At 64.7% G+C, this 12,761-nt stretch carries 10 protein-coding genes; 6 read left to right on the forward strand and 4 right to left on the reverse strand.

Features of this window, described 5'->3' with window-relative positions; translation table 11 throughout:
* The first annotated feature begins 314 nt into the window (after positions 1–314).
* Complete coding sequence (locus FHW83_RS17535; RefSeq protein ID WP_229224246.1) at positions 315–2,579, forward strand: TonB-dependent receptor domain-containing protein; 2,265 nt, start codon at positions 315–317, stop codon at positions 2,577–2,579.
* Between the two features lie 11 nt (positions 2,580–2,590).
* Positions 2,591–3,772 (forward strand): hemin-degrading factor, encoded by a 1,182-nt coding sequence (locus FHW83_RS17540; protein WP_176647641.1) that lies wholly within the window; start codon positions 2,591–2,593, stop codon positions 3,770–3,772.
* Positions 3,773–3,779: 7 nt separating this feature from the next.
* On the opposite strand, the gene FHW83_RS17545 is transcribed toward FHW83_RS17540, so the two are convergent.
* Positions 3,780–4,715 carry a DUF535 family protein gene (locus FHW83_RS17545; RefSeq protein ID WP_176647642.1) on the reverse strand — a complete coding sequence of 312 codons (936 nt, stop codon included), beginning with the start codon at positions 4,713–4,715 and terminating at the stop codon, positions 3,780–3,782.
* Complete coding sequence (locus tag FHW83_RS17550; RefSeq protein WP_176647643.1) at positions 4,705–5,484, reverse strand: MipA/OmpV family protein; 780 nt, start codon at positions 5,482–5,484, stop codon at positions 4,705–4,707. Before FHW83_RS17550 ends, FHW83_RS17545 begins: the two co-directional genes overlap by 11 nt.
* Positions 5,485–5,639: 155 nt before the next feature.
* Here FHW83_RS17550 and FHW83_RS17555 point away from each other — a divergent pair, with 155 nt between their 5' ends.
* Both FHW83_RS17555 and FHW83_RS17560 read left to right on the forward strand, forming a co-directional pair.
* Positions 5,640–6,335, forward strand: coding sequence for a response regulator (locus FHW83_RS17555; protein WP_176647644.1), 696 nt, complete (start codon positions 5,640–5,642; stop codon positions 6,333–6,335).
* Positions 6,332–7,720, forward strand: coding sequence for a sensor histidine kinase (locus FHW83_RS17560; protein ID WP_373997230.1), 1,389 nt, complete (start codon positions 6,332–6,334; stop codon positions 7,718–7,720). The genes FHW83_RS17555 and FHW83_RS17560 overlap by 4 nt, the downstream gene beginning before the upstream one ends.
* Positions 7,721–7,738: 18 nt before the next feature.
* On the opposite strand, the gene FHW83_RS17565 is transcribed toward FHW83_RS17560, so the two are convergent.
* Both FHW83_RS17565 and FHW83_RS17570 read right to left on the reverse strand, forming a co-directional pair.
* Positions 7,739–8,944, reverse strand: coding sequence for a glycerophosphodiester phosphodiesterase (locus FHW83_RS17565; protein WP_176647645.1), 1,206 nt, complete (start codon positions 8,942–8,944; stop codon positions 7,739–7,741).
* Positions 8,944–11,307, reverse strand: coding sequence for a TonB-dependent receptor (locus FHW83_RS17570; protein ID WP_176647646.1), 2,364 nt, complete (start codon positions 11,305–11,307; stop codon positions 8,944–8,946). Before FHW83_RS17570 ends, FHW83_RS17565 begins: the two co-directional genes overlap by 1 nt.
* 129 nt (positions 11,308–11,436) lie before the next feature.
* Here FHW83_RS17570 and FHW83_RS17575 point away from each other — a divergent pair, with 129 nt between their 5' ends.
* Both FHW83_RS17575 and FHW83_RS17580 read left to right on the forward strand, forming a co-directional pair.
* Positions 11,437–11,733, forward strand: a complete 297-nt coding sequence (locus tag FHW83_RS17575) for a hypothetical protein (RefSeq protein WP_229224247.1) — start codon at positions 11,437–11,439, stop codon at positions 11,731–11,733.
* Positions 11,733–12,695, forward strand: a complete 963-nt coding sequence (locus FHW83_RS17580) for a bile acid:sodium symporter family protein (RefSeq protein ID WP_176647648.1) — start codon at positions 11,733–11,735, stop codon at positions 12,693–12,695. Before FHW83_RS17575 ends, FHW83_RS17580 begins: the two co-directional genes overlap by 1 nt.
* The last annotated feature ends 66 nt before the right edge of the window (positions 12,696–12,761 follow it).

Below are 12,761 nucleotides of genomic sequence, written 5' to 3' on the forward strand. Positions count from 1 at the left end.
TGGTCCTTGCCCGAAAGCGGGCAATGCAGTTAGAGACCGAATATACGTGAGCAGTCGTACCTGAAAGTCAAAGACGGAATGTTTGCAAACGAGGAGGAGTCCATATACGGTCATCAGGCTCTAACTCATCTGACAATTCCTGTCAGAACAAGCTGAGCCGGTACATCTCATTTTCTCTTGTAAATGAGAATCATTATTGTTAAGATGCGTTTTTGCCAGCGATCGCCCCTTGTCCGAGAGCCAGCTGTTTAACCACTCTCTCTTGGATAACTATGGTCGCTACCCCTACGGGCGCCCGGCACACGGCCGCGCCTTTGTCCCTTCACGTCCAATCCGCCCTGCTGGTGATGCTGGGCGCGGTTGCCTTGCCTGCGTTTGCACAGGAAGCCAAAGTCGCCGGCGAATTGTCGGAAATCCTGGTCCAGGCCAGGCGCGATGATGCCGCCAGCACCACCCGCAATGGCAGCACCACCGTTATCAACTCGCGCCAGCTTGAGCAAAACAACGCGATCGACCTCAGCAACATCTCACGCTACTCGCCGCTGATCAGCGTGCCGGCGGCGGCCAGCGGTGGCGGCAGCGTGTGGGACAGCCCGGGTAATACCGGCGTCAACATCCGCGGCGTGGAAGGCAACCGCGTCAGCCTCGAACTGGATGGCATCTCGCTGCCGGACGCCGCGCCGAAGCCGGACGGCACCTCGATGAACTCGTTCGGCATCGGCCGCGACTACTTCGATCCGGAGACTTTCCGCGAAGTGCGCATCGGTTCCGGCTCCAGCCCGGCCGGCGGCGGCACGCCGGGCCTGGGCGGTTCGGTCTCGTTCGTCACCAAGGCGCCCGAAGACTACCTCGACGGCTCGCGCAAAGTCTACGCCGATTACAAGTTCGGCTACACGTCGGACCACGCGGCGCGCCTGCACGCCATCACCGCCGCCACCCAGATCAATCCGAGCCTGCAGGCGCTGATCGTGGCCGTGCATCGCGACGGCGAGCAGGCCGACAGCAAGAGCAGCGCGCCGCTGAATCCGGATGACTGGAATTCGGACGCCGTGCTGGCCAAGCTGCACTGGACCATCGCGCAAGGCCAGAAGCTGAACTTCACCTTCGACCGTTTCAAGGCCGAGCACAACCGCGACTACGACAACAAAACCAGCGCCCTGTATCCGACCGGCGTCTCGCAAGGCTCCAACACCAGGCGCACCCGCTTCAGCATCGACCACCAATGGGCGGCGGGCATGGCCCTGTTCGACACCCTGGACACCAAGCTATACACGCAGAAAGCCGAAGTGGTCGACCTGACCCACGCCGACTACGTCAGCGGCGGCCAGAAGTACGTGCGCGACATCAACACCGGTTACTACAACGACAGCAAGGGCATAGCGCTGGACGCCACCAAACAAATCGGCGTTGGCAACCTGCTGAGTTATGGCGTGCTGTACGAACAGCAGGAAAGCCGCCGTCCGTGGAACGAGGACCGCCTGGTGGTGGCCACCGGCGCGCACCAGTACACCAGCAAATACCGCATGGCCGACATGGACACCGACAAGTACGCGGCCTACCTGCGCGGCGAATTCGACTTTGCGCTGGGCGGCCATCAAGCGACGTTGACGCCCGGCCTGCGCGGCGAACAGCGCAAGCTGAAGCCGCAAAACCTGGCCAGGTACGGTGTGGCGATACCCAACGCCGCCAAGGAAATCAAGGAGGAAACCGATTCCTTCCTAACGCCTTCGCTGAACCTGTCAGTGGAACTGCTCCCCAACTTCAACGCCTACGCGCAGTACTCGCGCGGCACGCGTTTGCCATCGGCGGCCGAGCGTACCGGCACTTATGACTCGTTCAGCTACACCGCCGCCGGCAATGGCTATGCCGTGCTGGGCAATCCGGATCTGAAGAAAGAAACCAGCAACGCCTTCGAACTGGGCTTGAAAGGGACGCCGACGCCGGGCGTGGAATTCAGCGCCTCCGTGTTCAACACCCGCTACGACGATTTCATTGAATACGTGACGCAGCCGGCCGATCCGGTCAACTACCCGACCATCACGCAAGGCCTGTACCGTCCGGAAAACATCGGCAAGGCCAAAATCTACGGCGCCGAATTCAACACCCGTTTGCTGCTGGGGCAGTGGCTGCAGGGCATGAAGGGCTACAGCGTCAACCTGGCGGCGGGCGCCTCCAAAGGCACGGCGGAAAACGTCCTGACCGGCAAGAAGGCCGACCTGGCGTCGGTGCAGCCGTATAAAGCCAGTGCAAGCTTCGCCTATGACAGCGCGATCGCCGGCGCCGCCTTCACCGCCAGCACCGCACGCGGCAAGCGCGCCGCCAGCGACGTGCTGACCGGCAGCGCCACGACCTTGTTCAAGGTGCCGGGCTACAGCGTGTTCGACCTGACCGCGTACTGGCACATCAACAAGCACGTCGTTCTGAGCGGCGGCGTGTACAACCTGGGCGACAGGAAGTACTGGGACTACGCCTCGTCGCGCACGCTGGTGGCTGGCACCACGGCGGCCAACGTTGCCGACATCGAACGCCAGGCGCGTCCGGGCCGCAATTACGCCTTCAACCTCAAAGTGATCTACTAAGGAGCTAGCATATGAAACCCCACCATCGATTTGTGCTGGCGCTGACCGGCGCCATGCTGATCTCGTCGTTGCCGGCGGGCGCAGCCAGTCTGACCGAGCGCTACGAAGCGCTGCGCGCCGAACAACCCAAGCTGGCGCTGCGCGACGCCGCCGCCAAGCTGAATGTGTCGGAAGCCGAACTGCTGGCCGCCAACGGCATCGGCAAAACCGTCACCCGTCTGCAGGAGGGCGACAATGTGCCGCGCGAAATCATGCGCCGCGCGTTGAATCTCGGCAAAGTCATGGCGATGACGCGCAATGAAAACGGCATCCTGGAGCGTACCGGCGTGGCGACCAAAATGAAGCCGCAAGAACCGGTCACCGGCCTCGACGCCGACAAGGAAAAAGAACGCGAAGCGCGCATGCGCAACATCGCCGGCGGCTACCTGGGTGGCGAGATCGACCTGCGCTTCACCTTCAAGAACTGGAAGTACGCGTTCGCGGTGGCACAGCCGGGCAAGGATGGCGCGGTATCGCGCAGCCTGCAATTTTTCGACGCCAGCGGCAACGCCGTGCACAAGGTGTACGTGAAGAGCGACGCTGGCGTGCCCGTGTTCGACAAGATCGTGGCCGACTTCCGCAATCCGGTGCAGAGCGCGGATCTGAAGGTGGCGGCGGCACCGGTCAAGAAAGTCCAGAAACCGGACAGCGCGGTGGACGTGAAGGAATTCCAGCAAGCCTGGAATGAAATCAACGACGTCCACCAATTCAATCGCCTGCTCAGTGAATTTGGTGTGACGCGCGAACAGGGCCTGCGTCTGGGGCCGGTCGACAAGGTGCAGCGCATCGCGCCGCAGGCGGTGCGTCAGCTGCTGGAAGAGGCGGCCAAGAAACAGGTTGAAATCATGGCCTTCCTGGGCAACGACTCGACCATCCAGATCTTCAGCGGCAAGATCAACAAGGTGCAGGAGGCGGGCGGCTACTTCAACGTGCTGGACCCGGAATTCAACCTGCACCTGCGCGACAGCGCGTTTGTGAGCGGCTACGTGGTCAAGCGCGCCGGCGTGGTGAACGTCGAGTTCTACGACAAGGACGGCAACGAAGTCGTGAGTTTCTTCGGCGTGCGCAGCCGCGACAATCCCGTCCCGCAAGCATGGATCGACCTGGCCATGGCCCTGCCCAAAGCCGACGCGCCCCGCCAGGCCAGCAACTGAACCGGCGTCAGGCCGCGTCAAGCAGGTCGCGCGGCCAGCCCGGCGCCGGCACGGTGACCGCGTGCCGGCTGCGTTTCCAGACGCCCAGCGCATCGCTCATCGCGCTACAGAAGGCGTGGGCGACCTCGTGCCGCTTGCGCGCCTTGGTGGTCAGTGGCGGCGGCAAGTGGCAGGGCAGCGCATAGTTGCCGTCGCCACGCGCCACAGCGTCGAATTCGCGCCATAGCGCATCGTAGTCGGCGTGCACCTTGCCTCGGCGCATGGCGTCACGTACCGTCCGGTTGCCGTTACCGACCAGGATCATGCCAGCGCAACCGTGTTCGCAGCCCCAGCGCGCCACCAGCCTGACCATCAGATTCTTCGGCCTGAGCCCGTGCAGGTCACGGGTGGCGTGCTGCACCCGTTCCAGCCGGCCGGCCTGCTTCGGCCCCTGCAAGCCGCCGATACCGATGTGGATCGCCGCTCCCTCTAGCAGGAAGCAGAACGCCACCGAGTACAGCACGCCGGCGCCGTCCAGTAATTGCAGCACCAGTTCGCCTTCGCGCTCCATCACGCCGATGGCCGATAACTGCAGCGCATACACCTGGCCCGACTTTCCGCTGACGCTGCCGAGCGGCACCGGGCCGCGCGCGGCGCGCTGTACCAGGCTGCCCAGACCGTGCAGGCCAAGGTGGCGATAGTGCGTGCGCAGCAGCTCGACGCGCTGTCCGTGCGACAGCGAGGCGCTGAAGTAGGGGCGGTAGATTTTCTTCATCAGTCCGGGACTGATGCGCAGCAGGTCCCGCATCAGGGGCTGCTCCGCCAGTTGCCGTAACCAGTCACGCGTGGCCTGGCGATGCACGAGGGCGCGGCCGTGCAGCTTCAACCATTCGCGCAGCCTGTCCAGGCCGCGGTGGGCGCTGATGCCCGCGTCCAGGCTGACCGGCGCGCATTCAGTAGGCATAACTGACGTAAAAACCGGCGGTGGGATTGGTCTTGCGCTTGGTGAGCGGGCTGCGCGAGGCATCGCGCAGCAATTGCGTCGCCCCCAGCATGGTGGTCGCGCTCCAGCGGGCATCGAAGCTATGCTCCCAGGTGAGCATGGTGCTGGCCTCGTACAGCCCGCCACGGGGACGGTAGGCGCTGAAGCCGGACGTGGCGGCCTGAGCGGCGGTGACGCCATGGTAGGTCTGCAGGTAGTTGTTGTCTGCAAAACCAGCGGCCAGTGCCAGCGATACATTGTCCGGGCCGCCGCGAAGCAACTGCGCGCCGATGCCGGCGTGGAGCGTTTTGCCGTTTTCGCGGTGTGACAGCGGCAGGTCGGCGCTGAGCGTCAATTCCAGCATGGGCAGCGGTTTGAAGCCGAGGCCCAGCACCGCGCTGGGATTGCCCTTGATTTCGCCCATGCCTTTCAGTTCATTGCTGCCGGTGTTGCCGAACAGCGAGTGCTGATCCTTGTCCTTGCGCCCGCCGCGATAGCCGAGTGCCGCGCTGTAGCTGACCGGACCATCCTGGCCGCCATAACCCACCCCGCGCAGCGTGCTGGCAAAGAAGCCGCTGGCGTGGGTGTAGTCCAGCACCACCAGCGGCGCGGCCTTGTTGCGGTCGGAGCCGGCGTAGCGCGCCTCGACGGCGACACCGCCGCCGATCAGCAATTGGTTGTCCTCGGCCGCCGGGGCGCCGCCACTCAGCAGGCAGGTCGCGGCAAAGATCAGGCAAGAGCGTTTTTGCATAGTTAAGTTCCATTCAGGGTAGAACCGGCGCCACCCCGGGCCGGTTGACTGCGACCAGTATCCGCAGCGGCCATGAAGGCAAGCTGAGCCTTGGATGAAGAACAGATGAAGGCGCGCTTTAGCTGATCTTCAGCTTGGCGTGCTTTAATAACGCCATGAAAATCCTGTTGATAGAAGACGACCTGGACCTTGGCAACGGCGTGCGCATCGCTCTGTCCGAGCAAGGCATGACCGTGGTGTGGGTGCGCACGCTGGCGGACGCCACCCGCTGCCTGGAACACGATGGCTGCGACCTGGTGCTGCTCGACCTCGGCCTGCCGGACGGCGACGGCCTGCGGCTGCTGTCCCAGCTGCGCCGCAGCCGCGAGCGAGGCGACTGGGGCGCCGGTGTGCCGGTGCTGATCCTCAGCGCGCGCGACGCCCTCAGCGATCGCTTGAGCGGCCTCGACGGCGGCGCCGACGATTACCTGGTCAAGCCGTTCGTGCTGGCCGAGCTGCTGTCGCGGGTGCGGGCGCTGGCCCGTCGCAGCTACGGCTTTGACGGCGAGACCATCGAGGTGCGCGGCCTGTTGCTGCACGCGCCCACGCGCCGCGTCAGCATCCACGGCCGCGCGGTGGAGCTGACCGCCAGCGAGTACGCGCTGCTGAAAATGCTAATGATGCGCGCCGACCGTGTGCTGACGCGGCGCGCGCTGGAAGAGCAGACCCTGCCCGGCGGCCAGAGCAACGCCAGCAACACGCTGGACGTGCACGTGGCCAATCTGCGCCGCAAGATCGGCGAGGGCTATATCCGCACCGTGCGCGGGGTCGGTTACGTGATCGACGTGCAGCCGCCGGGCGGTGCCGCGTGAAGCTGCTGCAACGCGGCTGGCGCATGGTCCGCGAGCCGACGCTGGTGCGCCGCCTGATGGTGGCGCAGGTGGTGCTGGTGCTGGCGTTGTGGGGCACGGTGTTCGCGCTGGTCCTGAACGACGGCGGCGATACGCCCGGCTACCTGAGCTCCGCGAGCACCGGCCAGGCGGTGCTGCTGGTGGCCGACAACCTGGCCAGCCAGCCGGCGCAGCAGCAGCGCACGCTGCGCGCGGTGGACGCGGCGCTGCGCGAGGACTTCGTCGAAAGCGACCTGCTCGACATCAGTCCGCTGATGATGGTCTGGCAGGGCGGCAAGCTGATCTACCAGACCGAGGGCATGCCGTCCGGCGTGCAAGGCGCGCCCGAACACGGCGTGGAAACGATGTACCTCGGCGGCGTGCGCTATCGGGCCCGCACCTTCCGCTCACCCGACACCGGCACCACGGTGATGTTCGCCGGACCGGCCGAGCCCATGGAACTGTTCTTGGCGGTCAATTCACGCGGTTATTTTCTGCTGCCATTGCTGATCAGCCTGCCGCTACTGCCGTTGCCGGCCTGGTTGTCGATCCGCCTGGCGATGCGGCCCTGGCGGCAGGTGGCGCAGGAGGTGGCGGCGCGCGGTCCGGCCGACCTGACGCCGCTGACTTCGCGGCCGCCGCACCGTGAACTGGTGGCGCTGGTCGACAGCATCAACGCCTTGTTGTTGCGGGTCAGCAGCAGCGCGCAGCGCGAGCGCAGCTTTATTGCCGACGCCGCGCACGAGCTGCGCACGCCGCTGGCGGCGATGCGGGTGCACGCCGAGGCCCTGCAGCGGCAGACCGACCATCCAGTGCAGCGCGAACTGCTGAATGGCATCCTCAGCAGCGGCAACCGCGCCGGCCGGCTGGTGGGGCAGTTGCTGCAGCTGATGCGCAGCGACGCGCCGGACAGCGCGCCGCATGTCCGGCTGGCGCTGGACGTGCTGTTGCAGGACCGGCTGGCGATCTTGTCGATGCTGGCCTCGCGCAGTGGCGTGGAGCTGGAACTGGTGGCGGCCGAGCCGGTGCACATCCTTGGCCATAGCGAAAGCCTGGTGTCGCTGATCGACAACCTGGTGGAGAACGCCATCAAGTACAGTCCGCCCGGCGGCATGGTACAGGTGAGCATCGCCGTCGCTGGCGATGAGCTGCTGTTGTCGGTGCGCGACCAGGGACCGGGGATTGCGCCGGAGTTGCGCAAGCGGGTGTTCGACCGGTTCTTCCGCGATCCGCGTCAGACGCAAAGTGGAAGCGGCCTGGGCCTGGCGATCGCGGCATCCGTGGCGGCCAGTCACCATGGCCGCATCGACCTTGGCGACGCGCCGGGGGGAGGCCTGTTGGCAACGGTCAGGCTGCCGCGCGCTTAGCGGCAGCCTGACCTGCTCTTAACCAAGGGCGGCGCGGCCCAGGGCGGGATCGTCGGTGAAGAAGCCGTCGATGCCGGTGGCGATGTAGCGCTTGATTTCCGCGATCGAGCCCGCCTCGTTGCGGGCGAAGTCGCCGGCGTTGCTGCGGAAGTCGGCTGCGAGGAACTTGTTTTCTGGGCGGAAGGTCCAGGGTTCCACGCGCAGACCGGCCTTGTGGGCGTCGTCCACCAGCGACGATGGCTCGGCCAGCGTGCCGTCCTTTTTCAGCGGGATGATGGCGCGCGTCGGCGGCGCCACCACGTCGGCGTACTGGGCGATGTCGCGCAGGCCGGCTGGCGTCAGCATTTGCGCGAACGTCAGCGTGCCGCCGGCAGCCGCCACGTCCATCGGACGCACGTTTTCGTTGATCACCAACTGCATCAGGCGCAGGTTGGCGCGGCGTCCAAGCTTGCTTCGCAGGTATTTCAGGTTGGCGATCTCAAACGACTGGATTTCCACCGGGTTGCGGCGCGTGTAATCGTGCGCGGCCAGTATCGACAGGAAGCGGTCCTCCAGCGGCAGGCCGACGCTGGCGAAATACGTAGAATGCTTCAGCTCCGGCACGATGCCGACGATGCGCCCGCGCGCCGCCGCTTCAGCCGCCACGAAGTCGATGATTTCTTCAAACGTCGCCACCTGGAACATGCCGTTGTACTGCGCGCTGCCGGGGCGGAATTGCGGGATGCGCTCCACCGCGCGCAGGGTTTTCAGCTCGGCCAGCGTGAAGTCGTCCACGAACCAGCCCTCGTGCGTTTCGCCGTCGATGGTTTTGCGGGCCTTGCGGCTGGCGAATTCGGGATGGCTGGCGACGTCGGTGGTCTCGCTCAGGAACGCTTCGTGGCGCGCGACCAGCACGCCGTCCTTGGTGCTGACCAGGTCCGGCTCGACGTAGTCGGCGCCATCCGCGATCGCCTTGGCGTACGACGCCAGCGTATGCTCCGGACGCAGCGCGCTGGCGCCACGGTGGCCGAACACCAGCGGGCGGCCGGCGCCGGCGCCCACCGGCGCCACGCCCGGCAGGCCGGACAGATCGACGTTACCGGCCGCCGCCGCCGTGCCGGCCGTCAGCGCGGTCACGCCCTTGGCCAGCGCGGAGGAGGACAGCAGCAGCGTGCCGCCGGCCACCGCCGCCGTCTGGATGAAGCCGCGGCGCGAAAGCCGCTTGGGTAAATAAAGTGTGTTCATCAGAAGTCTGCCATCAAGGTCAGGAAGCCCTGGCGTGGGGCGATTGGGAATGTATTGTACGTGCCGCTGGCCGCGCCGACCACCACGTTGAGATCGCCCTCCTTGTTGGTCAGGTTGGTGACGTTCAGGCGGTAGCGCGCGTTCTTCAGCCAGCCGCCGTTCAGGAACGGCAGCTTGCCCGAGACGCCCAGGTTGGTCAGGAAGTAGCTCTTCACCGACAGGTCGTTGGTGTAGGTGGCGTAGCGATTGCCGACGTAGTCGCCGCTCAGCTGGAATTCGGTGTCGGCCACGGTCAGGGTGGCGACGAATTTATCCATCCACTCCGGGCTGCCCGGCACCTTCTTGCCAGCGGTTGGCACGATGTCCTTGCCGCTGACGTAGTTGTCGTCATACTTGGACTGGTTGTACGACAGCGCGTTGTACAGCGAGAAGTTGCGGCCGAAGTGCAGGGTGCCGGAGAAGTCGATGCCGTTGGTCTTAACGCTGCCGACGTTGGTCAGCACCGCCAGGTTGCCGCCGATGATGGAGGTGATGACCGAGGTCGGGCTGATTTGCAGCAGGCGGTCCTTGAAGTCGACGTGGTAGACGTTGATCTGGCCGTCGAACGCGCTCACCGCGCCCCAGTTCAGCTGGTGGTTGGTGCGCAGGCCGGCCTCGTAGGTGATCGAGGTTTCCGGCTTGGCGGTGGACTTGAACAGGTCGAACGCGCCCTGGCTCGACAAGCTCCATGGCGACACGCCGCCACCGCCATAGGTCACGAACTGGCGCATGTTCTTCTGTACGTTGAAGAAGGCCTGGTCTTGCGCCGTGATGTCCCAGCGGCCGCCGATCTGCGGCAGGAACCATTTCTTGGTGATGATTTCGCCCACCGGCAGTGCGCTCGAGTTGGCGATCGCGCCGAATTTCGGCTGCACCGGGAACTGGCCATCCGCAAACTGCAGGCTGGATTTGAAGCCGGCTTGCAGCGCTACGTCCGGCGACACGCGCCATTCATCCTGCAGGTGCAGCTGGGCGACCTTGTTGTCGATTTCGCTGCCGTACTGGGTGATTAGCGGGTTGCTTGGGCGATCGTAGGGCGAGCTTGGGTTGTTCACGTCCAGCGCGTACCAGCGGCGGTAGGCCGAGGAGCGGTTATGTTCCAGCCAGAAGCCGGCCTGCAGCTTGTGATCGCCCAGTTCGGTATTCAGGGTCGACAGCCAGCCGTTGCGGTTGATGGCGTACTCGGTGGTGCGGGTGGCGTAGCCGGAATTGCCGAACACTTGTTTCAGGTTCTGGCCAGGGAAGTAGACCGCGAACAGCGCCGGCAAGCCGGCCACGCCGATCGGACCTGCCACCACGCCGACGCCGTCGTCGTTATGGTAGTAGATCTGGTTGGTCCAGCTTGTGGTGTCGGTGAGGTTGGTCTCGAACTTGGCGTAGGTCAGATAGTCGGTACGCTGGGCATCGCTGTAGTAATTGCGGTAGTTGTTGCCCTCGGCCGCAGGCGTGGCGCCGGTGGCCGACAGGTAGGCCAGCGCCTGCTGGAAGTTCGGGTACATGAACGGGCGCGTGTACGGCTGGTATTTCTCGGTGGCCGAGTGCACGGTGCTGTCCTCGTTCGGTTCGATCTTGTCCGAGTAGGCGGCGTAGATGGTCAGGCGGCCCAGGCTGCTGTTGTTGACGAACTTGGCGTTGATCTGGTCGCCGCCCTGGCGGCCGTTGAAGTCCCACGCCTTCTGCTCGTGGTGCACGCCGGAGATATAGGCGCTGTTGCCATCGCCAAAGTTGCCGGTGTCGTAGCGCAGATAGGTGCGCGAGGTCTTGTAGCTGCCCACGGTCTGCTGCACGGCCACGTTGCGGTCGGCCAGTGGGTTGCTGGAGAAGGTCTCGATGGTGCCGCCCAGGTTGCTGGTGGAGGCGGTGGCCAGGTCGCCGGCGCCCGACGACAGGATCACGCGGCCGACGTTCTCGCTGGTGATGGCGCGCTGCGGCGACAGGCCGTTGTAGTTGCCGTACTGCTGGTCACCCAGCGGCACGCCGTCCATGGTGTAGCCCAGTTGCTGGCCGCTGAAGCCGTGGATGAACAGCGACAGGTTTTGCTCGTTGTTGCCCCATGGGTCGGCGGTCTGGAAACTGACGCCCGGCAGGGTTTGCAGCGCCTTCAGCGGGTTCACGCCCGGCAGGATTTTCTGCATGTCGCTCTTGCTCAGCTCAACCGAGGAGCGGGTTTTGCGGGTGGCCACCTCCACCGTGGCGATGGGCGCGGCGGCGGCGGCTTCGATCTCCGGCGCCTCGTTCGCAGCCATGTCGGCGACGGCGGCGGCCACGTTGGCGGCCATGGCCAGCATCGGGAGGGTCAAGGCTGCGAGGAATTTCTTGTTCATGTTTTGCTCAGGTTAGGGAATGAATAACGCTGCGCATCATAGGGGCCGAGTGTGACCGGATCATGACGTGCGCGATGCGTTACACTGCTGTCTGGAAATAAGGAGAACGCGACGATGCGGAGATTTTTATTGGCGCTTTTGCCACTGATGTTGGCGGCCTGCTCGATTGACCAGTCCCGGCTGGGGAATTTCATCAACCAGACCGTGCAGCCCGGCATGCCGATGGAGCAGGCGCTGGTGCGCATGCAGGCCGAGGGCTTTTACTGCAACGCCGGCAGTGGTGGTGATGCGATCATCGCCTGTACTCGCACGTATGAGCGGTTGGTCCGGAAGAACTGTGTGGAGCGTGTCGACTTGATCCGCAGCGCCACCAATGCCAAAAACGTCGGCGCCATCGACGTGCTGGAAGTGAAGTGTCCTAAATAATGAATCGTCCCCGTTTTTTGCCGGATAACTTCACGCTGGCGATGATCGCGACCGTGGTCGCGGCCAGTCTGTTCCCCTGCCACGGCCAGGGTGCCGTGATCTTCAATGGCATCACCCATGTGGGCGTATCGCTGCTGTTCTTCCTGCACGGCGCCAAGCTGTCGCGCGAGGCGGTGATCGCCGGCGTCACGCACTGGCGCTTGCATTTGCTGGTGCTGCTGTGCACCTTCGCCCTGTTCCCGCTGCTGGGCCTGGTGTTGAAACCGGTGCTGACGCCGTTGGTGACGCCGGATTTGTATCTCGGCATTCTGTTCCTGTGCATGTTGCCGTCCACCGTGCAGTCGTCGATCGCGTTCACGGCGGCGGCGCGCGGCAACGTGCCGGCGGCGATTTGCAGTGCCTCGGCCTCGAATCTGTTTGGGATTTTCATCACGCCGGTGCTGGTGGGCTTGCTGACCTCGGCCCAGATGCAGGGCGGCTCGCCGCTGGAATCGGCCATGCAGATCGCCTTGCAATTGCTGTTGCCATTCATCGCCGGTCAGGTGGCGCGACGCTGGATCGGCGCGTGGGTGGAGCGGCACAAGCCGCTGACGCGCATGGTCGACCAGGGCTCGATCTTATTGGTGGTGTACACCGCGTTCAGCGAGGCGGTGGGGCAGGGCTTGTGGCACCAGGTGTCGTGGGGCACGCTGGCCGGGCTGATGCTGATTAACGTGCTGCTGTTGGGGCTGGTGATGGGCATCAGCGCGCAGGCGGCGCGCCGGCTGGGCTTCAACCGCGAGGACCGGATCGCGATTGTGTTCTGCGGATCGAAGAAGAGTCTGGCCAGCGGCGTGCCGATGGCCAAGGTCCTGTTCGCAGGCGGCGCGCTGGGCGCCGTGGTGCTGCCGCTGATGTTGTTTCACCAGTTGCAACTGATGGTCTGCGCCGTACTCGCTCAGCGCTACGCGAAAGAAACCTGACGTCATTCCGGCGCAGGCCGGAATCCATAGAACGCGCGCTTTACCACAGCGCATGTGTTCTATAGG

Origin of the sequence: Duganella sp. SG902, from assembly GCF_013376005.1 — a bacterium.
In the GTDB taxonomy this organism is placed as follows: Bacteria; Pseudomonadota; Gammaproteobacteria; order Burkholderiales; family Burkholderiaceae_D; genus Rugamonas.